Origin of the sequence: Dietzia natronolimnaea (assembly GCF_002289575.1) — a bacterium.
Lineage (GTDB): Bacteria > Actinomycetota > Actinomycetes > Mycobacteriales > Mycobacteriaceae > Dietzia > Dietzia natronolimnaea_A.
Genome location: NZ_NTGA01000037.1, coordinates 1 through 22,943 on the forward strand (window position 1 = coordinate 1; position 22,943 = coordinate 22,943).

At 67.3% G+C, this 22,943-nt stretch carries 14 protein-coding genes, 1 tRNA gene and 2 pseudogenes; 1 reads left to right on the forward strand and 16 read right to left on the reverse strand.

From position 1 onward, the window contains the following. From CEY15_RS19040 to eno, 16 genes and pseudogenes are all read right to left on the reverse strand, one after another. Positions 1-326, reverse strand: a 326-nt coding sequence (locus tag CEY15_RS19040) for a DUF3375 family protein (protein WP_281254075.1), incomplete at its 3' end; no start/stop codon positions are given. A 67-nt stretch (positions 327-393) separates the two neighbouring features. After that, a pseudogene (locus CEY15_RS19045) lies at positions 394-468 on the reverse strand (hypothetical protein); the annotation flags it as partial. Continuing rightward, a complete protein-coding gene (locus CEY15_RS19050; protein ID WP_281254076.1) occupies positions 441-671 on the reverse strand; it encodes a hypothetical protein in 231 nt (76 codons plus the stop codon). The pseudogene CEY15_RS19045 and the gene CEY15_RS19050, both read right to left, overlap by 28 nt. Before the next feature lie 562 nt (positions 672-1,233). Further along, positions 1,234-1,956: pseudogene (locus tag CEY15_RS19130) on the reverse strand (Abi family protein); the annotation flags it as partial. After that, entirely contained in the window at positions 1,899-3,128 is a 1,230-nt protein-coding gene (locus CEY15_RS16440) for an McrC family protein (RefSeq protein ID WP_095719332.1), read from the reverse strand. The gene CEY15_RS16440 and the pseudogene CEY15_RS19130, both read right to left, overlap by 58 nt. Then, positions 3,100-5,247: an McrB family protein gene (locus CEY15_RS16445; RefSeq protein ID WP_245847682.1), complete on the reverse strand. Its 2,148-nt coding sequence runs from the start codon at positions 5,245-5,247 to the stop codon at positions 3,100-3,102. The genes CEY15_RS16440 and CEY15_RS16445 overlap by 29 nt, the downstream gene beginning before the upstream one ends. After that, entirely contained in the window at positions 5,240-6,100 is an 861-nt protein-coding gene (locus tag CEY15_RS16450; protein ID WP_095719334.1) for a hypothetical protein, read from the reverse strand. The genes CEY15_RS16445 and CEY15_RS16450 overlap by 8 nt, the downstream gene beginning before the upstream one ends. Then, on the reverse strand, positions 6,097-6,831 hold the full coding sequence (locus tag CEY15_RS18895) for a hypothetical protein (RefSeq protein ID WP_245847683.1): 735 nt from the start codon (positions 6,829-6,831) through the stop codon (positions 6,097-6,099). Before CEY15_RS18895 ends, CEY15_RS16450 begins: the two co-directional genes overlap by 4 nt. 7 nt (positions 6,832-6,838) lie before the next feature. Further along, complete coding sequence (locus CEY15_RS16455; RefSeq protein WP_245847684.1) at positions 6,839-10,003, reverse strand: Eco57I restriction-modification methylase domain-containing protein; 3,165 nt, start codon at positions 10,001-10,003, stop codon at positions 6,839-6,841. Between the two features lie 3 nt (positions 10,004-10,006). After that, positions 10,007-12,802 (reverse strand): helicase-related protein, encoded by a 2,796-nt coding sequence (locus tag CEY15_RS16460; protein WP_095719335.1) that lies wholly within the window; start codon positions 12,800-12,802, stop codon positions 10,007-10,009. Next, a complete protein-coding gene (locus CEY15_RS16465) occupies positions 12,799-17,982 on the reverse strand; it encodes a DEAD/DEAH box helicase (RefSeq protein WP_095719341.1) in 5,184 nt (1,727 codons plus the stop codon). The genes CEY15_RS16460 and CEY15_RS16465 overlap by 4 nt, the downstream gene beginning before the upstream one ends. A gap of 91 nt (positions 17,983-18,073) precedes the next feature. Then, positions 18,074-18,147, reverse strand: a tRNA-Leu gene (locus CEY15_RS16470). Positions 18,148-18,190: 43 nt separating this feature from the next. Continuing rightward, positions 18,191-19,180 (reverse strand): Ppx/GppA phosphatase family protein, encoded by a 990-nt coding sequence (locus CEY15_RS16475; RefSeq protein WP_095719336.1) that lies wholly within the window; start codon positions 19,178-19,180, stop codon positions 18,191-18,193. A gap of 2 nt (positions 19,181-19,182) precedes the next feature. Further along, a complete protein-coding gene (locus tag CEY15_RS16480; RefSeq protein ID WP_095719337.1) occupies positions 19,183-19,734 on the reverse strand; it encodes a DUF501 domain-containing protein in 552 nt (183 codons plus the stop codon). Continuing rightward, positions 19,731-20,576 (reverse strand): FtsB family cell division protein, encoded by an 846-nt coding sequence (locus CEY15_RS16485; RefSeq protein WP_095719338.1) that lies wholly within the window; start codon positions 20,574-20,576, stop codon positions 19,731-19,733. The genes CEY15_RS16480 and CEY15_RS16485 overlap by 4 nt, the downstream gene beginning before the upstream one ends. A 98-nt stretch (positions 20,577-20,674) precedes the next feature. Beyond that, positions 20,675-21,952 carry a phosphopyruvate hydratase gene (eno, locus tag CEY15_RS16490; RefSeq protein WP_095719339.1) on the reverse strand — a complete coding sequence of 426 codons (1,278 nt, stop codon included), beginning with the start codon at positions 21,950-21,952 and terminating at the stop codon, positions 20,675-20,677. A 563-nt stretch (positions 21,953-22,515) separates the two neighbouring features. Here eno and CEY15_RS19095 point away from each other — a divergent pair. After that, positions 22,516-22,596, forward strand: a complete 81-nt coding sequence (locus CEY15_RS19095) for a ribbon-helix-helix protein, CopG family (protein WP_342744914.1) — start codon at positions 22,516-22,518, stop codon at positions 22,594-22,596. Positions 22,597-22,943 lie beyond the last annotated feature (347 nt).

Genomic DNA, 22,943 nt, shown 5'->3' on the forward strand with positions numbered 1-22,943 from the left:
AGTCGATCATGCTGCGGCCGTGGACCAGCTCTGCCCAGCAGCTCACCCTTGCTGCCCTGCCACGTGGCAATGCGCTCGCGGGCCGAGCGGTCCAGGGCGCGAAAGTTCTCCTCCACCTGGCGGAAATCGGCCAGCAGTTCGCGGGCGGTGGTGGCGAACTGCTGGTAGCGCTCGCGCACCGCGGTGCGGTCGAGCAGGCCGGACTGCGGGTCCTGGCGGAGCTGGGCGATCTCCCGCTCGATATCCTGCTTTCGGCGCTCGAGCTGGTCCAGACGCTTGGCGGGGTCGGACTCGGTGCCCTGGGCGATCTGACGCAGCAGGTCCACCGCGGTCTGACAGGCGCGACTCGGTGCCCACGAAGGACTGCTCGGCCAGCCCCTGCACCCAGGCGTAGGCCTTCTCCAGCGCCGCGGTGGCGTCGTAGTGGATCTCGTCGGCGCCTAGCGGATAAAAGCGGCGCAGGAAGCCCGCCTCCGGACCGGCCCAGTCCACCAGGTACTCGGCGGCCGTGCGCAGGAACCGCGGGTTTTCCGGGCCTTGGGCGTTGATGGCGTGAGCTGGTCGTCCAGCGCCGCCACAAGCTCCCCCTCGGAGCTGGCGCCGCGGCCCTCCTCTACAAAGAACCGACCCAGCACCGTGAGCAGCAGCGGCGCGTGCGTGGCGCGCAGCATCCGCCAGGCGGGATGCCGCTCGCGCAGCGCCTCGATCTGCGCGTACTCCACGTGGGGCTCCTACGAGGTGGGTGGGCTGTAGGTCATGGCGGGTCGTGCGCCGATGGGCAGTCCAGGAGCGGGGGCGGCGAGGCCGCGCCGGGGCGAGGGAGGGCCGGGGGATCAGCTGATGTGGGGGCCGGGCGCACTCCGGGCAAAGCTGGATTTGATGATGGTTTCGTTGAGGATTGGCGGATAGGGCCCGTGCAGTTGGAGCCACCACGGGAGCGCTTTCTGCGCGAACAGGGCTACTTCGGGTCGAAAGTCCCTTCCAGTAGCTATCGTTCGAGTGGACCAGCTCCCCGACGGTCTCGAGGAGCCCTGCCTGGCCGAGTGCTCGGGTCGCAATGTCGTCGAGGGAGACGATCACGTCCATTACCGACTGCGGGTGGAACTGTCCGAACCTCTTCTTAGCGCGGTGTCGCACGTTCGACGGCGTGGGTCCAGCGTCGACAACGTGATGGTTCCACAGACGGCTGTGGTGGGCGCACCGGTTCCGCACGTAGACCAGTGCCCTGATGCGATACGCGAGGCCCTGTTTGGCCAACCCGTACTCGGCGTTAAGAAGGTCGACGACATCGATGGCACGGGCACGCTCGATGCACTTGGAGAGTGTTCCGAAGGAAAGGGCTTCGACGGCCGCCCACACCGGGAGTCGGGCATACTGATCCGCCGCGAAGTCGTCGCGGAAGTGGGCGATGTAGTGGTCCTTGGACCGGTCGAGGTCCAGTCGAATACCGGTCACGACTGAGTCGCGCTGCCCGCCTGACGCGTAAAATTCGTCGGAGAGGAAACCTCCACATGGAGAGTTGTCCCTGGCCACCGCGTAGGCGAACCCGGTGCGGAGCACGAGTTCTAACTTGGTGAGCGACGCCATCAACACCTGCCGGAGCGTGGCATCGAGGTCGTGGAGCGCGAGAATGTCGTCGAAGCGCGTGCCGGGCTCGAAGCGGTTGTCGCCGCTCGCCGGGTCAATCTGGAAATGCCTCGCGTATCCGGAGAGCCGGTAGTAGTTGACCCGCTTGAGCGCGGCGACGCATGCTTCGCCGTCGTCGATTTCCAACCCCCGGCTGCGGAGGAGTTCCACCTCCTCGGGCCACGACTTCCATGGTTTCACCGTGGGAACTCCTGAAAATATGAGTGGCCCCCCGCATTTGAGCATCGTCGAGAGGCTTGGGAGGGGCGCTATCACCCTCGACCATATGCCATCTCCGGCTTGGACGGGGCGCTTTGTGACTCGTTGCATACAAGCAACCTGGCCAGGCGTTCGATCTCCACGAGGATGTCCGCAGGCGTCGCCTCAAGGTCGAGCGCGTGGCAGTGCACCGTGATATCTACTCCGGGGATATTGTGTCTGATCTCCGGGCCCTGACCCCGGGCGTAGACGAGATGGCCCTCGCGGAGTCCGAACGCGGTGCAGTAGGCGAGCATCTGGTAGACGTCGGCGTTGGGGTACCCGGCCGGTTTCTCGGCCTTGTACTTGGCGTCCATCACGGCGACGGGCTTCTCACCGTCGCCCAGCCAGAGGAAGTCCGGTTTGATCTCGACGGCCTCACCGTCATCCAGGTATGACTTCCGTTGATGGCGTCCGTATCCGTCGTGGCCACGTAGCGCCTCGGAGTAGGCCACGCATACGAAGTCCTCGAAGACCTTGTTGAGGTTAACCAGGAAGCCCCGCACCGCCACCTGGCCGTGCCGTTGCTCGATCGACTCCCCGTCAAGGATCATCTCGGCCAGCCGGAGTGCCGGGACAAAGCGGCTGTTTAGCCGGGATGAGGTCCACGCCGGCCGTGCGGCGCCGCGGGTCAAAGGAGTGACCGCCTCGAGCGCGATCATGATCCGGTGCAGCGACGCTCGTTGGGGCGACGTCACCACCGGGAGCCGGAGGACGGCCCGGACGGCGGTGAGCAGGATCCGGTTCTCGGGGGTGTCGACCGAGTAGTCGTCGTACCTCACGTGAAGCGGTATCGAGCGCCCGTAGACCCTGCGGATCTGTTCGCTCTCGTTGATCCGGCCACGGAGAACAGGGGCGACGTCCTCGACGGTCACGTACCCTTGGAGGACCCCCTGGTCGACGGCGCGGCGGGTAAAACGCACGAAGCTGGAGATGAGCGCGCCGACCAGGTCCTCATCGGCGTCGACGTGCACCGTGTCGTCGGTCCAGAAGCCGGGCGCTTTGGCGTAGCCGAGTAGGAAGATTAGGCGTGAGATGGGCATCTTAGGTGCGACGACGATCTGCCACTCCCCTGCGGTGACGACGCCGACCTTGCCGGTCGAGGACAGGAGGTACTCCCCCGGTGTCGCGGTGCGTTCAAGGCTAAGCGCGCTCCCCGAGTCGATGGCGTAGGCCACCTCGGAAGGGAGACGGACCCGCTCCGGGTCGGCCCCCTCAGTGAGTGTCAGCGTCCGAGGAGTCATCGTCACCGATACCCAGCTCAGCCGGCGCGCCGCGTTCGACTTGCGCACGGAGCGTGTCCAACCCGTAGCGTTTGGCCACGTCGGTCCCGTCGCCGAAGTGGTGTTCCTCCAGGAGCGGGAGGATGGAGGTCTTCCACACCCTGCGGAGCCAGGTGTCCAGCTCGTCTCCCGGGTCCTCCTTTGTCATGAGGTAGCTGGGGCCGATCTTGAAGTCTGGGTCGTCTATCCGGGCGTTGAGCGCGTCCAGGAGGTCCGCGCGAAGCGAATCCTGCCCCAGCGAGGACAGCCAGGACCGGAGGATCCCCTCTGTCGGCGGCTGGTCCGGGTGTAGCGGGAGAAAGGCGAAGCGGCGGCGCATCGCGGAATCGACCAGGGCGATGGACCGGTCGGCTGTGTTCATCGTGCCGATTATGTGGACGTTGGCGGGAAGCGTGAAACCGGAGGAGTCCCCAGATTCGGCATAGAGGAGGTCGACGGCGTCGCCGCGGTACTCGAGGAGGAAGTACAGCTCGCCGAAGATCTTGGCGAGGTTGCCGCGGTTGATCTCATCGATGATGAGCACGTACGGCGCCGTCGGATTGTCGCGGGCCTGTTCGACGATCTGCCGCAAGGGGCCGGGGCGCAGTTCGAATCCGCCGCCGGCGACGGGCCGGTACCCCTCGAAGAAGTCCTCGTAGGAGTAGGCGGGGTGGAATTGCACAAGACGGACGTTCTCGCCGGCGAGGTGCTTGGCAAGCTTGCGGGCGAGGTAGGTCTTTCCCGTGCCCGGGGGGCCGTAGAAGATGAGCTGCGGCCGCTCGCGGAGCAGCTCCACGCACTCGGAAAGCCACCCCAGCGGGACGTGGAGCGAGTCGGCCAGGTCCTGATCCGGATCGGGCAGCGTCAGCTCCCGCACGGGCGGTAGAGGCTCGACGTCTCGCATGGCACCGAGCAGGCCGTCGAGCTCACTGAGCTGCTCGGTGAGGTCGACGACCTCATGTTGAACCTGTAGGCGTGCGGCGAGTTCCTTGGATAGATCGCTGTAGTCCGCGCCCTCGCCGGCGACCCACACGACGTCGCGGCGCAGGTTCGACCGCCCGTCCTCGCTGGAGACGGATTCGGGCGCTCCGGCGATCTCACCGACGTAGAGCCGCCCCTGGGAGGTGGTGGCCACGATGTCGCCGTCGCGCATTCGCGAAAGGAAGAACAGAAACTCGTCCAGCTTGGACATCCGCTTGGCATAGCTGGCGTGGGAGTAGTCGACGTCGACGACAGCCTTGAGCTCGTCCCGCGACATCCCGCCGGTCAGCCCCGGCCGCAGTTTGGTGGCGGCGAGCGAGACGAATCGGTGTTCTCGCCAGAGTGCGGTGATGTCCTGGCCGTCGACTGACGAGCCGCGCACCAACCACGCTCGTCGAGCTGGAGCGACTATGACCCCTGATTCTTCGAGGGCAGGCCTCACCTCTTCCGCGTACAGACGAGAACGGGGGTCCGCCAGGCCTGGGGAGTCGAATTCGAATCCGTGTTTCTGAAGCTCAGCCTTCTGCCCGAGCGCCCACCCGAGATCCGGGTACGCATGCGAAAGCTCCCGGCCCTGGGCGTCGAGCACCTGCACGCGCTGCTCGGGGGCCGTATCGGTGAGATATGTGAGCACGGCAGTCGAGTTCAGACCCGAGAGGTCGGCCAGGTCCGACACCGCCACCCATTGGTCATTGTCGAGCATGTCGAGCACCGCACCGACCACCGCGTAGCGCGAGTCCGCGTAGCCATCGAGCCTGCGCTTTTCCTGGTACGCGAGCCGGGTGAGTACTGCAACCTCATCGGCTTCCTTGGCGTACGGATTGGGATACGAAGTAAGGAGTTCTCTGCCTGCCTCGGTGATCGTGAACCCCGCGGGCGACTTGACGATCAACTGCGCGGCCTGAAGCGGGGCGAACTGAAATCCCGCCACTGCGCGCCACCTTGACTGATTCTTCGTCCCGCCGACCTCACGTTCGTGCGGAGAGAAGTCGACGGCGCTATCGAGGACCGCGCGGACCTCGTTGATACGCATCGGCTGGTCCGCCTTGGCCAGCGTGTCCAGAATGAACAGTTGGATCATCCCGTATCGGATCTTCTTCGGGTCTGCCGGATCAGGCATCTGCGGACACCTCTCCGGCAGCATCGAATGGGGACGAGTAAGGGATACCCGTACGGATCGCATCAGCCATCGCGTCGTAGACCTCCAAGATCATGCGCCTGGTCCGGAAATCGCCGAACTCGGCCACGTCCTTTCGCTTGACGATCGGGAAGGTCTCCATGATGTAGTCGACGTCGTCACGGTCGACTCCGTAGAGGTGGAAGCAGGCGGCGTCCATCTCGGCACGCACTGCGCGTCGAGCCTTCGGATCCCATCGAAAGATGTCGGCATCAGCCCCACCTTCGGCCAGATCGTCGCGTATGTCCTCGGAGGTTGACACGAGATAGATAGCCTTGGCGGCGAGCCACGCAGTCCAACTCGACGTCTGCTTGAACGGGCATGTCTGCTGTAGGTATGTGGGAGACGGAGTCGGTATTTGACGAAGGTAGAAATAGGTCATGGAAGTCCCGCCTAGCTTCTGCCGTACCAAGTAGTCGAATGCTATTGAGGACATCACGGCAAGTAGGGCGAGTCGGTCCAGGTTAGGAGCTGTAACCCGGATCAGCGGGACCTTGTGATTCGAACCGTATGCCGGAATCGCGGCGGGAACCAAGGTTCTCTCGTTGGTGGCGCTAGTGACGTCGCAGAACGCGAGCCGCCAGGGTTCGGAGGAGTCCACCAGTTCCTCGCGGACCCAGTACATCGGTATCGGGAATCGTTTCGGATCGGCTTTCTCTGCGTCCGACAAGTAGCGAGGCTGGTTCTGCCTCTTGAGCGCGGTCTCACTGCGGATGACATCCGCCGCACGATGGTCGTAGTGCGCGATCATCACGCCCTGGTAAAGCGGAAGCATTCGCTCGACGGTGTCGGTCATGGGGAGACCTCCTCGGAGGGGGACGCGTACGGCGCGCCAGTGGCGATGGATTCGGCCATCGCGTCGTAGGACTGCAGGATCATCTCCTTGGTTCGGAAGTCGCCGAAGTCGGCGAGGTCTTTGCGCTTGATAATGGGGAACGTCTCCATGATGTAGTCCACCTCATCTCGCGAGCAGCCGTAGAGATGGAAGCAGTAGGCGTCGAGCTCCGCACGAATTGCGCGCCGCCGGGCCTCGTCCGCGACCCAGCTATTGAGCAGATCGACTCGGAGGTCGAGCCAGCTTCGCTGACCCCGATCGAAGCCCAAACCCGGAACCATTTGATCCGGCGAGGCGAACGGAACCTGCATGAGGATGAAGAAGTTCATCGTCGTGCTGCCCAGCTTCTGGCGACTGGCGAAGTCAGCGACGAACGACGATCCGAATAACTGGAGCCTGGCCGCGGCCGAGCGTGTCGAATCCGGCAGCATCAGCGGGATCTTATTTCCGACCGGTACTCGCGGAAGCATCGTGAGGATTGTCGTCCGCTCGTCTGTCGCTCGGCAGATGTCGCGCCAGCCGAGGAGCCACTGCTTGTCCCACTTGCCATTGAGCTTGGCGTCGACTTCGGACTGCTCCACCCAGTAGCGCGGCATCGGCGGCGTACGGTCGGCCTTCTCGGCCTCGGTCATGAGGCGGGTCGAGCCGTCGGGCTCATAGGTGGCCCATCGGGTGTCGAAGTGGTGGATCATCTTGGCCTCATAGAGGGGCTGCATAATCTCGACCCCCCCCCCCGTCGATTTCGCGCTCGAACACGTTGCCGTTGAGAACCCAGCCGTCGTCCTCTAATTCCTCGCGGGTGTGGAAGAGATGGGAGTCGGACGTCATGTTGAAGAGCCCCTGTTTGAACGTCACGCCCCACGGGTTGCCGTTGATCGGGTCGTTCTCGTTGACCAGCACCGGCACGCGGCGATAGATGCCGAGGGTTATCTCCGCGTCGCGCCGAGTACGGAAGATCGGACACGTCCCCGTGTTGGGGTTGAGCAGCGTGATTTCCTCCGGGGTGAGCTCGAACCGCACGCCCTCGCGAGCCAGGTCTGCGGCGTCATGAAGGAAGAACGCGAACTCGGCCTGTGGTACTCGGGAGTTGCGACCGACTAGCGTGAGAAGGGCGAACTTGTAGCTGGCATGTACGCCTGCAAAGAACTTCTTGCCTTGATTCTCAAAGTCGAACAGGCTCGCCAGCGCATTCGTCTCAACCAAGTTCTTAAAGTACGCGCTAGTCGTGAAGTCGGTCGCAATTCCTGTGGGCAGAACCATTCCGAAGCGTCCTGCCGGCGCAAGAATCACCCGACCTTGCTCGGCGAAAAGCGGGTCAGTCTTGATTCGACCGACACCGCACAGGGGGTAATTCCCGCTCGTCGCAGCGAAGTGCCGGAAGCCGTCGATCCTGCGCTTCTCTCGCTTGAACTCGACGCCCAGGGCGGGATTCGACTCATCAAGTTTTCTAATGAGTGTCTTCCTCCTCGCGCCACTCGCCTGCGCGATGTCTGGGTCTCGAGCGTCAAAGAATTCCTGTTCCTTCAGCTCGATGTGCTCCCACGGGGGGTTGCCCAGCACCACGTCGAAGCCGCCCGACCATCCGGGCCCCTCTACGACGGACTCCCCGTCCACCGGAAACACCTGCGGGAACTCGAGGTGCCAGTGGAAGAAGCGGTATCGGGCGACCAATACCTCCAACTCGGCGGCAGCGCCGGCATCCAAATCCTGCCCGTCTTCGAGTTTCCGAAGGGTCCCGGTGGTGATCGGCGTCGCCTCACCCGGGGCCTTGGGCCACACGAAGGACGCGCACCAGGCATCCGCCACCCGCTTCCGGCGGCGGTATTCGTCCGAGTCCTCGTACGCCTGGAGGCGTCCCTGCTGGACGTGCACATCGAGCAAGGAGGACACCGGGGTCGCGGCGAGCGTCCGCATCCGCTCGGCAAGTTCGGCATTCCCCTCCGCAGGCTGAGCTACGTCGAACAGGCCTTGAGCGCCGTCGTTGCGCTCACTCTTGTTCTCTTTCTTGAGCCGGGAGACGGTCGCCCTGTCGTCCCCATCCAGGACCTTGAACGCCGCGTCCGGCACGCCCGCGGCCACCAGCGCCGGCGTCGCACCGATGAGCGCGTTGCCCACCCGGATCTGCGAGTCGAGGAACGGCATCGGCTGTCCAGGCGCCATCGACTCCAACCACAGCGACACCTTGGCCAGCTCCGCAGACAAGGGGTTCACGTCCACCCCGAAGATGCATCGGGACACCACGTCGACGACCGCTTGACGCACCTGCTCCGGGGGCGGCTCCGGATCCCCGGTCCGCACCGTGGCGAGTCTCTTGGCGATGCGCCTGGCCGCCGCCACCAGGAAGTGCCCCGAGCCACAGGCGGGGTCCACCACGGTGAGTGCGAGCAGCGCGTCCTCCGGGTCGGGCTGCGCAGCTGCGCGGTCCAGCACCGGGTCCAGCGAGGTGTCCAGCAGGCTGTCGATGAGCGAGGTGGGCGTGTAGTACGAGCCCGTGGTCTTGCGCTGATTGCCCGCCGCCGTCCCCAGGCGGTACCGGCGCTGCGTCGCGTCCCACGAGGGCACGAACTCCAGTAGCGACTCGTAGATCGACCCCAGCTCTTCCGCGCCGAGGTGCCGATAGTCCACCACCCGCGCGGCACCGGTCTTGGGGTCGCGCGTCACCGACAGGGCACGCACCGCCGAATGCAGCGACTGATTGGTCAGCGCGCACTCGCCGAGCACATCGAGTGGCCCATCCTCGAACAGGCCGCCGATACCCCTGAGGCCCAGCCGGGGCTCCCCGTCGACAGAGCCCAACGCCGACCACACCCTGACCTGCGTCGCCCACTTGTCCCCGTGTCGGCCGCCCGGCCGGCGCCGCGCGGACCGCCGCAATCGCGCCGAGGAGAAGTACTCGATGTACCGCGACCGGGCCCCCGGCTCCGCCGCCGGATCGAGGAGGACCCCACGGTCCTCCGCCACGAACGTGCACAGTAGCCGGTAGACCACGCGCAGGAGTGCGTGGTTGTAGTCGTCCAGGCTCAACTCGCCCGCGTCGAAGCGCGCGCGCAGTGCATCGTTGGCGGGATGACCGCGAAAGCCGCTGCCGAGATGCTCGAGTGCTGTCACCACGCCGTCGCGGAGCTGGTTGAGCGCGCGCGTGCCGCGCTGGATGCCCTCCGTCCGCCACCGCTCCAACCAACATGAGGCCGGCCCCACCTCGACGTCGAGGACCTCCACCCGGGACTGGTGGCACACCCCGTACAGCACCACGAAGTCGGAGAAGAGGTCGCCGTCGAAGATCGCCTCGAGGTCGAACTCCACGTACGCCGACCCCACCAGTGAGGTGGAATCCCGGAGCAGCCGCAGACGGTGGCCGTTGGACAGGATCGCCCACAGGTGCTCACTGGAGCGGTTGAGCAGCTCCTGCACCATCGACTGCGGAGAGCTCGATGCCGCGCCGCGGACTCCGGCCTGCCGGCGATCGAGGTCCACACCGGCGCCCAGCAGGTGGATCGGCACCCGCTCCCACTGGTGGGAAACCGGCACGCTCTTGTCGTCGACCTTAATCCCGCCCGACGGTGAGGCCGGCACGCGTCCGTAGCCCAGCTGGTCCAGCAGGATGAGCAGCCACCGCTCGCGGGTGAGCGTGGTTCCCAGATCCCCCTCCGACAGGCGCGACTCCTGTTCCCGGAAGGCCGCCCAGACGCCCGTGAGGTAGGCCCACACCCGGTTCGCCGCCTCGCGGAGACTCTCCCCGGCGGCAAGGTGGTAGTCCGCGGAGGAGGCACCGGGCAGGTCCTCCGCGCCGGACACGGCGGCCAGGATCTCCGCGGGAATCACCGACCCCTGAATCTGGATGCCGACGAACTCGCGCGCGGCCATGCCTCACACCCCCGCTTCCGGAAGGAACACAAACACGCCCAAGACGTCAGCCGCGTGCTCGCCCACCACCTTGAGTCCGCGGGTGACGTCCCTCGACGCCTGCCGTACCCGACGATGCGAATCCATGAGTGCCTGGGCCCGATGCTCCCCGTACTCGTCTATCCGGCCCCGCACGCCGGGGAGCCTGGCCAGCGTCCGCTCCATCATGCGTTCGGCATGCGACGTCATGACGTTGCCCGACGCGGTGGCACCCAAGACCGCCGCCACCTCGTCGTCGTCCAACCACTCCGGCCCCTCCGTACCAGAGGTGTACCCCACCGTGGCGACCTCCTCCGCCACCGATCGGCGCACCCCCCGCTCGCGGGACGGCAGCTCCAGTTGGAAGCGATACCGCAGGACCAGGACGGTGGTCGCCGTCTTCACCTCTCCGGTACGCACGACCGCACACCTGCGCGCGACCCGGTTCTCGTCCGGCAGAGAGGGATCCAGTGCCGATTCCAGGACGAAGCGGGCGACGGCCTCCACCGCGTCGTCCGTGCGGTGCAGCACCGCCGCCCCCTTGGGGACCGGATGGTCGGAAACGAACTCGATCCGCTCACCGCCGGAGGGCGGCAGGGAGTCCACCAGCGCCGGCGGAAGTCCGGCCAGCGTCGCCGCGAAGCCCCGAGGCGTGGCGGTGAGCGTCGACCGCAGGCCCTGGAGGGACTCCCGGACGAAGGCGTCCACCTCGGCCGTCGACCCCACGGCCCGGCGCAGCTCGTCGAGCTCCTGCTGCACCTCGCCGGGGTGGATGGTGTGCTGGGCGTACTTGGTGACCGCGCCCGACTCCCGCTCGGCCGCGCTGAGCCACTCCGACTCCAGCGCCTCCCGCTTGGCCACCAGCTCCAGGTCGAGCGTGCCCTGCTCGCCAGTATGACCACGGAGGAGCAGCCCCTCCACCAGTGCCTCGACCACCTGGTCACTGCTGGCCGGAACCGGAACCGACACGCCGGTTGCCTTACGGATCTGTTCGTGCTTGCGCAGCAGGACCTCCAACACGATGCCGTCGATCTTGTTGTCCTGCCCGTACATCGTCACCGCCCGGACCACATCGCGCCGCTGGCCGAACCGATCCACGCGTCCCTCGCGCTGCTCGTGGCGGGTCGGGTTCCAGGCGAGGTCGTAGTGGATGACAGCGTGGAAATGCTCCTGGAGGTTGACGCCCTCCGAGAGGCAGTCGGTTGCGACCAGCACCTTGGCGCCCTCCACCGACGCGAGCTCGGCGATCCTCGCCGACCGCTCGTCTGGAGGCAGGGTGCCGGTCACCGCGGCGACCGTGGTGTTCTTGCCGAGGCTCCGTCCCAGATGCTCGGCGACATACTCGGCGGTGTCGATGAATCGGCAGAAGACGATCGGCTGGTCCCCTTCGGCGAGAAGGGCTTTGACCTGTGCCGCGACCGCCTTGAGCTTGGCGTCGGCCGCGCCCTCCAACGCCAAGGCACGGTCACGGAAACCTCGCAGGACCGATGTGGCCACGCCCGTGTCGGCGCCCGGGGTGGCGTCCGCCGCTTCCACGGCCTCGTCGTCGGCCAGGTCGAGCACCACCGACCGGCCGATCGCATCCGCCGCCTCAACCGACTCCACGGCCGTTGCGGCCGATCGAGTCTCAAGGGTCCTCCTGGCGGCTCGCGGCGACGAAGCTAATGCGCGGAGCAGTGCCAGCGCCGACCACCAGCTCACACGTGCCTCGACCCCACCAATGGCCGACACGACGGTGCTTCGCGTGTATTCCAGGACGTCCTCGAACAGCTCTGCGTACGCCGGGCTGAGCCGGTACGGGACCTCCTTGGTCTCACGGTCGGTCGGGAACGGGGTGTTCTGGTCCAGGTAGCGACGGATGTCCCGACGCCGCCGCTGGACGAAGTGCCGCGCGAGCAACCTCCGGCCCGACTCCGTGTCCAGGTTCACCTCGGCGAGCGCTGGATCCAGCAGGCCCACGAGGTTGCGGAAGGACTCCTCCTTGCCGCTGTGCGGGGTCGCGGTGACCAGGATGAGGTGCCGGTCCTTGTCGGCCGCGAGAGCGGACACGAGCTCGAAACGCTGGGTCCGCCCCTTCCCAGCCAACCCCGCGGCGGCCACACAGGTGTGCGCCTCGTCGACGATCACCAAGTCGGGACACGTCCGCAGGAACTCATGGCGCCTCCGATCGGACTTGATGAAGTCGGTGGACACCACGGTGACCGGGAACCGGTCGAAAATGGACTCGTCGCCGAGAAGAGACTTCTCCAGCCGGTGCGCTGTACTGGGGAGCACCACCTCCGCCTCGAGCCCGAACTTCTCGCGCAACTCGGACTGCCACTGCTCGGCCAGCGCCGGGCTGCACAGCACCGACACTCCCCGCGCCTCACCCAGAGCGAGGAGCTCCGTGGCGACCAGACCGGCCTCGACGGTCTTGCCGATTCCGACGTCGTCGGCGATGAGCAGGCGCGTCACCGGCTCTCTCAGCGCCATGAGCAGCGGGACGAGCTGGTACGCCCGCGGCTCGACGGCGATCTGGCCGAAGGACCGGAAGGGCCCCGCGCTCGAGCGAAAACCCAGGCGGAGCGCGCTGCGCAGCAGCCTTGCGCTGGACTGGTCGCCGAGGTCACCGGGCTCGGGCACCGGAAACGAGGCGCTCTCGGCCTCCTCCGGGAACACTCCCGTGACGTCGTCCTGATCCCCGCCGAGGGGCCTGACGACGAGGAAGTCCTCGGCGCTCTCGGGAAGGACCACCCATTCCCGTCCACGCGCGTGGACCAGCGCTCCCGGCGCGTAACTCATGCGGTTCTGCCCTTTCCGAAGACCTCGGAGTATCTCCCGAGCTGCTCACGCCAGGATGCCTCGTCGCCGAAGCGCACCACCATCCACCCGGCGTCGAAGAGTTGGTCCTCCGCGTCCAGGTCCCGTCCGGCCTGGTTCTCCGAGCCCTCCGAGTCGAGGAAGACCGCGACCGCACCGCCAGGCAGGTGGAACGCGAAGTCCGGGCGGACGCCCAGCCCGGTGGGATGCGGATGGACCTCGTCGGGTAGTGCCAGATCCCGCTCGCACAAAAGGTCGAGGAAGCGGCGCTCCAGGTCGGACGCGCAGGCGCCGCGCAGGGTGTCGACTTGCTTGGCCTTGTCCGGTTCCTTGCGGGACGCAGTCGTGGTCGAGGAGGTGAGCCGGAGGAGCAGCTCGACAACGGAGTGGCGGTCGATCCGGTCGTGGTCGAACTGGTTCGCGTACGAGAGCAGGCAGTCGTAGCAGGCGCGCACGCAGGAGTCCTCCGCGTGCGACTGTCCGTCGAGTCCACGCCCGGCCAGATCCTGGCCTGTCACCGGATCGAAGTGAAGGATCTCCAGCGCGCGCCGTGCGACCGCCGCGAGCGCTGTCGGCTCCGACTGGAGACGCTTCAGGACGCCGGCGCCCCCTTCGGCGGACTCGGTGAACAGGACACGTCCACACAGGTCCGGGTCCGGGAGCGCCTCGCTGGCCAGCTCGGAGTCCTCCAGCTGAAACTCCGCTTCCATCCCGCGTTCCAGCGCGTATTGAAGAGTGACGGCCGTCTCTTCAGCGACCGGCTCCGCGAGTCGCCACACGAGGATGTTGCGGACGTCCTGCACGTATGGCACGACGCGCTGGGCCGACCATACGGTAGAGTCCTCGGCCGCCTCCACCTCGTCGTCGAGCTCGAGGGCCTTCTTCTCCGAGAGCCAGTGACCGGTGGCCGCGTCCAGCCAATAGCCCAAGTCCTCCTTGACCTTGCGTCGGCGCAGGCCCAGGTTGGCGATCCGGACCTCGGCCGTATCGCCGTAGTGCAGCTCAGCGACAGCATCGGACCCGACGAGAACCGTGGCATCCAGGCGGCCCGTCGCGCTTCCGTGTCGTGCGAAGCGGAAGGACGTCTGCAGCTCATAGCCGGCCCGGCGCCGCTCCTCCTCGTCACTGGAGATCCGCTCCCGACGACGAGTGAACACGGTCTGCAGGTGCATGAGCCCCCGCAACGGTACGCCCAGCCCCTCGCCACAGTTCTCGCAGACGTCGCCGCCCGGTCTCCGATCGTGGTGGTAGCCGCAGGACTCGCATCGGCGGGCCTCTCGGGTGTCGACCGTCCCCTTGCCGCCCGCCGCCATCGGCACCTGGACGCGTGCCACCTCGTAGCGGGCACCCTCGTGGTAGAGCAGCGCCCTCGGGCCGAATTCGGAGATGGCCAGAAAGCGGGGGCGCTGCAGGTACTCGCCGCCCTGGCCGCGGGCCGACCCCCGCTGCGGGGGCACGTACGCGGCAAGCGGCAGCCTCGGAAAGCTGTAGCCCGGAAGGAAGCCCTCGGACGCGAGGTAGCGATAGGTGTAGAAGTCCGAGTACCGCTGCCCGCGGTCTTCGTTGCGCAAGAGCCTGAGCTGGCTCTCCGCCTCTCCGCGCCGTCGCGCCGCATTCTCCGCGTCGCGCTTCGAGCGGTCCGTTCGGAGGACGTTCTGGTTCTGTTCGTGCTGATCCGTCAAGGCGGCACGGTAGAGGTCACGCCACCTGTCGCAGGACCTGTCGAGATCCTCCGGTGCGGCCGCCACAATGTCGCCAACCCAGCCCTCGTACCACCACGCCGTCGCGCGAAGCTCCTCTAGCATCGGCTCGACGAGCCGCCCGGCCAGATAAGAGGCCCGATCGATCACGCCGGGGTCGTCGAGTCGCCGTCGGAGATCCGAGTCGAAGTCGAGGGTCGGCTCCTCCCCCGAGGTGTCGACGAGATCCGGAAGCGCCGAACCGAAACGGATACCCGTCTCGGCGAGCCACACCGCACGCAGGTGGCTCCGGAGCAGCGCCTCGTTGGCGAGGTCGAGTCTCGGCGCGGCCACCGAGCCGGCGACCATGTCAGCACTACGACGGAAGTAGTACTGGTCGTGCGCATTGCCGGTAGCGCAGTACGTGGTGACCAGAGCCGGCTGTCCCGACCGCCCCGCCCGCCCGCTGCGCTGCGCGTAGTTGGCCGGAGTCGGTGGCACGTTCCGCATCGACACCGCATTGAGGCTGGCGATGTCCACGCCGAGCTCCATGGTCGGTGAACAGAACAGCAGCGGAAGCTCCCCGGTCCGGAACTCACGTTCCCGCTCCTGGCGCACCTCTGGAGAAACCTGCGCGGTGTGTTCTCGAGCCTCGATCCCGGCCAGCTCCTGCGCGCGATCCGAGTACAGGTCGCGGAAGAAGGCGTTGACGCGCGAGCCCTTGTCGTCGTTGACCGTCTTGCGGAGCGGATCACCCGACACCACGCCGTCACCTGCTCTCCACACCAACGCGGAGGGTTTGAGTTGGAAACCCGGGCCGCCCTTGGCGCGATCGAGAGTCCGAGTGAGCAACCCCGCGGACTCGAGGATCGTGAGCAGGTCGAGGATGCATGCCTCGGCATCGACCGAGTCGAGGCGGGTGCCGTCCGCGAGCGTGAGCTGATCACGCAAGTACCTGCCGAAGTTCGATCGCCCGGAGAGGAAGAGGTCGCGTCGCGGCCCACCCTCGACGCCACTCTTTGGGATCACCGACCCGGTCTGCACCACCTGCTCGCTCTGTCCGACCGACCACACCCCGGTGAGGGTGTCGCGCGCCTGCCGCCACAAGCGGTCGAACCCCTCCTGCCCCAGGCATGCTGCATCGATTGCGAGGGCCCGGGCGCGAAACTCGTCGAGGAGGACCCGGCAGATCTCTGCTCGCCGTTCCGGTGCCAGATCCCGCAGCGTCGTGTGCGCACCCTCCCAGAGCTGCTCCGCCTCGGCGATTTCCGCGAGCGAGTCGTACTCGATGGTGAGCAGTCCGGTCTGCTCGAGATTGGGCATGGTGATCCGCCACCCGCGCTGCAGATCCACGAAAAGACGGTACTCGACCAAGTCCCGCAGCGCCTTCTCCGTCTTCCGCCGCAGGCCGAACTGCGCGTAGGGATTCTCCGCGTACGCCTCGAACGGCAGGTCCAGTGCCGCGACGACCCGCTCGGCGAGGTCCTCATGGCCGATGCCCTTCGGCGCCTTTGACAGCGCCCGGCAGAGCGCGCCGCGGAGCTGGGAAATCTGAACAAAGTCGTTGAGGTGACCCGCCTGCAGGCTCGCGTCCTGACGGTTGTCCACGAACGTGAGGAGCTTCCTCGCCTCAAGCCGCAGGTCGGCCGCGGCCGGGGAGTGAAGGGACTCGACGATGCTCGTCGACACGACCGTGACCGCCGAACTTCGCCCCTCCGCATCCAAGGCTGCGAGCTTGCCGAAGTCCTTGCCTCGGACCTGCTCGTACGTGACCTTGCAGTTGAGGCAGAAGGTGAACGGCGCGGGAACGAACGCGGCTTCCGTGCCTTCGGACGACACCTGTCGACCGCCGAGATCGACCTGGATCCGCTGGGGGACGAAACGGCGGCGACGGTCGATGACCTGACCTGCCACCACCCACGACTCCGGGAGGCGCGACTCCTGGATCGGATCCACTGGCCACGGATGCTCGGAACGGATGTAGAGATACCCGGAGCGCTCGTCCGGCTCCGCCACATCCCTGTCGCGACGCGGTGCGAAGCACACCGAACCCTCGGCATTCGTGCGGCGAGACACCACGATGTACTCCTGCCCGCACTCCCGGCAGAACGACAGAGGGAAGAGCACCGCGCCAGACTTTCCGGGGACGGAGCGCTGATACTTGGAAGTCAGATGGCGACTCTGCTCCTCCTCCAACGAGACGTACACCGTGTCGCCCTTGGAGAGGAACTGATGCAGGCGGAACGCGAACAGCGGACGACCGGTCTGCGGACTCACGGCCGCAGAACCGGCGAGAAGCATCCGCCGTATTGCCGTCGCGCACTCGTCCATCGTTAGACCGGTCACGTCGGCCAACCGCGGCGCCGCCTCCTCCTCCAGGCGGCGCGGCACCTGCCGCACCAGGTCGCCGTCAGCCTCGTCCACCGCCAGACCGAACGTCGACTCGACCCACGCTGCGAGCGGAGAATTGACGAGCTGCGAGTAGGTGGAGAAGGCACCGCCGAGTGCGACTTCGTTCCGCAATCCGGCAATGTCCGTCTCCGCCGCCGCGTCGGTGGCCCGGGCCAGCGTCTCACCGATGACGTGATCCGGTCTGACCTCCGTACCGAACACCCGGGAGGCGACCTCTGCGACGGCGGCCCGCTGGTCGGCCCGAGAACCACCGGTTGTCATGGTGGCTGAGGTCCCCACGCACTGCAGCCGCGGCGCGCGGCAGGCCTGACGGAGTCGGCGCACGAGTAGGCCGACGTCCGCCCCCTGCCTCCCGCGATACGTGTGCAGCTCGTCCAGTACGAGGAAACTTAGACCCTCCGCCGCCTCCACGAGTCGCCGCCGCTCCTCCGGACGCGTGAGGACGAGTTCGAGCATCACGTAGTTGGTGAGGAGGATGTCCGGTGGATCACGAAGGATGCGTTCGCGCTCCTCGTCGTCCTCCTGCCCGGTGTAGCGGGCGAAGGTCACCGGCTTACTTTCCTCGCCGTACCCCCAGGTGAGAAACTTCTCCAGCTCGCCCAGCTGCGAGTTGGCCAAGGCGTTCATCGGATAGACGATGATCGCCTTCACTCCAGGCACCCGGGGGCGTCTCAGCACCGCATCGACGACCGGGATGATATACGCTAGCGACTTTCCTGACCCGGTCCCCGTCGTGAGCACGTAGCTCTCCCCCGTGCGGGCGGCAACGATCGCGTCACGCTGGTGCCTGTGGAGCGTGATCGTCTCCCCGGCCGCCCCCGCCGCGGTCTTGCCCGCACGGAAGATGCTCACCGTCTCCGGGTGCAGGAGACCTTCGTCCACGAGATCGGCGATGCTGCCGCCTGAGGCAAAGGATGGGTTGAGGGAAATCCAGGGTTCGGGCCACTGGCGGCCCCGCTCGAGCTCGCCGTCGACGAACTCCTTGATGCGGGGATCGAGAATGTCCACGAACGAGGTCGTGTACCGACGGTAGTCGTCGACCAGACGCCGCCGGATCTCGAAGACGTCCACGCGCACCTACTCTCACTAATCGAAGTTACGAATGTTTACTCTACAAAGGTGTCGAGCGATCCGAGAGACATTACGCGTGTCGAATATGCCGTCCCCCCAGTCGGACTCGAACCGACACTGAAACGGTTTTAAGCCGTCTGCCTCTGCCAATTGGGCTATGGGGGGTCTGATGGACGGGCCGCGCCAAACCGAGCTGGAGGAACCCAGCTCAGCCCGCTAATCGCGCAAGCACCGACATCGCGATGCCGTCCAGGATGTCCTTCTCACTCACCGTGAGCTCAGACAACCCCGCGCGCTCAAACATCTCATCACACAGCGCCTGCACTACGATCGCTCCCCCGCCGATCACGTCCGCGCGGCCCGGGTGCATCGGCCCCAGTGCGCGGCGCTCGGCCACCGTCGAGACCACCAAGCCACCGCAGACCTCTCGCATCCGCTCCAAAGGGATCACGCTGCTGTGTATCCGCTCGGGGTCGTACTCCCCCAGCTCCTGCGCCAGCGCCGACAGAGTAGTGAACGTGCCCGCAACGCCCACCCAACGGGCCGCGCGGCCCACCGGGACATCGCCGGCCTCGGCCAGCGCGGCGGCGATCACCGCACGGGCCTCGACGATCTCGGCGGCGGTGGGTGGATCCGAGTGCAGCACCCGCTCTGTGATTCGCACACACCCGATGTCCAGGCTCCGGGCGCCAAGTAGGCGCACCTCTCCGCCGACGAGCTCGCCCACCACGATCTCCGTGGACCCGCCGCCGAGGTCGGTCACCACGAACGGGCCGTCGGCTGGCGACAGATCCGACACCCCGCCGGCGAAGGTCAACTCCGCCTCGGTCTGGCCGGAGATCACTTCGGCCTGCGCGCCCGGGAAGTGCTTGCCCAGGACCTCGGCGGTCATGCCGAAGAACTCGTCCTTGTTGCGGGCGTCGCGCGTGGCGGACGTGGCGACCATCCGCACCGACTGCACGCCGAGCTCTGCCATCGTGGCGGTGTAGTCGGTCAGGGCGGTACGGCAGCGGGAGAGGGCACCGTCCGAGAGCCGCCCGGTCCCGTCGACGCCCTCGCCGAGCCGGATGATTCGCATCTCGCGCGTGACGTCGGTGAGCCCGGCCTCGCCGGGAATGCCCTCGGCGACCAGGAGGCGAATCGAGTTGGTGCCGCAGTCCACCGCGCCGACACGAACTGAATCAACACCGCCAGGCATGGTCACTGCTCGTCCATAGCGAGGTAATCGGGCACTCCCAGCTCCTCGGGGGTCGGCCAGTCCTCCGGCAGCGCCGTGCCGCGCAGTCCGGCCTCGCAGGCCAGCGCCACGGACTCGTCGCCCAACCACACCACGCCCGGCCCCTCGGCCAGCGCGTACGCCATGAGCACGTGCAGGCACTTCACACGATCGGGCATGCCGCCCCCGCTGAAGTCCGTGCCCAGGTCCTCGATCTCGTTGCGCTTGGCCAGGAACCGCTCGTGCGCCTGCAGATAGTTGGCCGCCAGCTCGGGCTCCTGGGCCAACCTCGTCGTCATCCCCCTCATGATCCCCGCGGACTCCTGCCGACTCGCCTCGGCGGTGAGCCGCGGATCGGTGAGGTAGTACAGCGTGGGGAACGGGGTGCCGTCCTCCAGCCGCGGCGCGGTCTTGACCACCCCGGGCTGGCCGTCGGGGCTGCGGTAGGACACCTCCAGCACGCCCCGCGGCGGCCGGCCCAGCTGGGCCTGGATCGCGTCGAGGTCTTCGCTGGTCACGCTCTGCTCGGCGCTCACGCTGGGGGGTCCTCCTGTGATTGGTCTTGGACGCCGCCCGGGATGGGGGCGGCGGGGTCGTCGGCGCCGGGCACGCCGGGCACGACCGGCACCGGCGGGGTGTCGGGGCCGCCGGGAATGGATGTGCCCTCGAGCACCGCCGAGTCCTCCGGCATGATCGGGTCGGCGGGCTCGGCGATGGAGTTCCACACGCGCGTCTGCCACGGCTGCGCCGCCAGCTCGGCGGCCTTCTGCTCGGCCACGGCCTGCTCGATCGGGTCAACCATGGACACGCGGTACGGGGTCTCCCCCGGCTTCACGGCGCCAAAACGGATGCGGGCCTGCTGCTCGATGTACGCCGGGTCCGAGAGCATCTGCTCCTCGGCCTCGAGCTCGGCGATCGTCGCCTCGAGCGCGGCCCGCTCCTGCGCCACGGTCTTCTCGTCGCGCAGGAATTGGTAGTGATTGCGCAGCGGGAACGAGACGGTGACCAGGAGGATGATGGCGACGACGGCGAGGAGCCCGATCCGCCGCGGTGTGTAGTTCCGCGGGCCCAACAGGGTGTCGGACAGGTCCGTGCGCGTGGTGAGACGGTGGGCCTCCGGATGCGCGGTCGTGCCGATCCTGCCGGAGCGGGCGGACGCCGGGACGGGCCGGTCGCGTTCGCGGCTGGGCGTGCGCCGCTGGGGCGTCTGCCGGCGGGCGGGATCAGCGGTGGACTCGCCGCGGGTGCGACCCCGCTGCGGGGCCCGGCGGATGGGCCCCGACGCCTCCCCCGGACGCCGGGACGACGCGCGATCGCGGCCGTCGCCCCGGCGATCCGGCGAGCCCCGTCGATCGGAAGGGCGTGGTGGGCGAGCCATGAGCCCTCCTCTCGACTACCTAGCTGACGGGCTGGGCTTGGTGGGACTGAGCCTGGTGGGACTGTGCGTGCTGTGCCCGAGTGGCGTCGTGGCCTGGCTCAGGCGGTGAAGCGCGGGAAGGCGCCGGCGCCGGCGTACCGGGCGGCGTCCCCGAGCATCTCCTCGATGCGCAGGAGCTGGTTGTACTTGGCCACGCGCTCCGAGCGGGCCGGGGCACCGGTCTTGATCTGGCCGCAGTTGCAGGCCACCGCCAGGTCGGCGATGGTCGTGTCCTCGGTCTCGCCCGAGCGGTGCGACATCATGGTGGCGTAGCGGTTGCGGTGCGCCAGCTCGACGGCGTCCAGCGTCTCGGTGAGCGTGCCGATCTGGTTGACCTTGACCAGCAGCGCGTTGGCCGCGCCCTGCTCGATGCCGTCGCGCAGGCGCTCGGGGTTGGTCACAAAGAGATCGTCGCCCACGATCTGGACCTTGTTGCCGATCATCTCGGTGAGCGTCTTCCAGCCCTCCCAGTCGTCCTCGTCGAGCGGGTCCTCGATGGAGACCAGGGAGTAGTTGGCCACCAGGTCGGCGTAGACGTCGGCCATCTCGGCGGCGGAGAGCTGCTTGCCCTCGAAGTGGTACTTGCCGTCCTTGTAGAACTCGGTCGCGGCCACGTCGAGCGCGAGCGCGACGTCGGTGCCGAGGGTGTAGCCGGCTTTCTCGATGGCCTCGACGATGAGGTCGAGGGCCGCCTTGGTGGAGTCGACAGACGGGGCGAAGCCGCCCTCGTCGCCCAGGCCGGTCGACAGGCCCTTGTCCTTGAGCACGGACTTGAGGTGGTGGTACACCTCGGCGCCCATGCGCAGGGCCTCGCGGAAGGTGGGCGCACCGATCGGGGCGATCATGAACTCCTGTACGTCCACGCCCGAGTCGGCGTGGGCGCCGCCGTTGAGGATGTTCATCATGGGCACCGGCAGGACGTGCGCGTTGGCGCCGCCGACGAAGCGGTACAGCTCGAGGTTCGCCGAGTCGGCGGCCGCGCGGGCCACGGCGAGCGAGACGCCGAGGATGGCGTTGGCGCCGACGGTGGACTTGTTGGGTGTGCCGTCGGCGTCGAGGAGGGCCTCGTCGACCTGACGCTGCTCCTCGGCGGGGATGCCGATCACGGCGGGGGCCAGCACGTCCAGCACGGCGTCGACGGCCTTGGTCACGCCCTTGCCCATGTAGCGGTCGTCGGAGTCGCGCAGCTCCACGGCCTCGTGGGCGCCGGTCGACGCGCCCGAGGGAACGGCGGCCCGAGCGAACGAGCCGTCGTCCAGAAGCACCTCCACCTCGACGGTGGGGTTGCCTCGCGAATCGAGGATCTCCCGGGCTCCGACCTGCTCGATAAGCGCCATCTGTGCTCCTTGGGGAAGTTCGTGGATCGTCTCTGGGCCGGCACCGCGATGGGTGGCTGCAGTACCGGGGGCCATTGTTCCACGTCGCCTGGCGGGGTGGGTTGAGGCTGGGCTGGGGGTGGGTGGAGCGGGATTGCCTGTGCCTCTCGCCCACCTCGCTTCCCCACCTCACCGTCGAGCGTGTCGCGGCCTCGCCCGCCGACTTACGCGCTCCCTTTGTCCTACGCGCTCTCTTTGCCCGCCGCAGGCCGGGCCGTGCGCCCTGCTTGGTCCATTCCGGGCGCGCACCCCGCGCGCAGATCGCAGCAGCGCTCACCAGGCACGCGGTCGAACCGCGAACTGCCGCCTTCCAGCACCGGTTGATTCGTATTACGATAGTGGTCATGGACCGGAGAATTCAGGGGGAACCAGTCTCGGAGGAACAACTCGACAACTGGGTTTCCGAGGCCGAAGAGGGATACGACCCCGCCTGGTTGAAGAAGCGGAAGGGTCGCCCGGCCCGGGCAGAACACGCGGCCCAAGTGGTTCCGGTCCGATTGACAGAAGCCGAGCTCAAGGCGGTGATGGCCCGAGCGGATCGGGAGCACCTCAATCGATCAGAGGCGATCCGACGGGCCCTCGCAGAGTGGGCCGCCGCCACGTGATCATTCGTCGATCCGCGCGAAAGCACGGAATCGCTGATGACGACACCCGTGGCAGCAATTCTGGCCGCGGCGGGCCGTTGTCGTCGTCGTCTTCGGGCTCGAGCCCCGTCCACGACACGCAACCTCACGCCACCCCGGCCACCTACCCTCCCTTTCGCGGCCCGGCAGCGGCCCACCCCAGCGGTGACGTACCCGGCCCCTACAGTGAGCCCGACCCCGCCAGGACCATCCAGGAGAACGCTGTGGACTCGCTCGCCCTCGTCACCGCCCGCACGCGCGGGGACGTCTGATGGCGGCTCGGTCCTCACGCTCATCTATTAGCCCCGGTAGTTCACGGGGATCTGAGG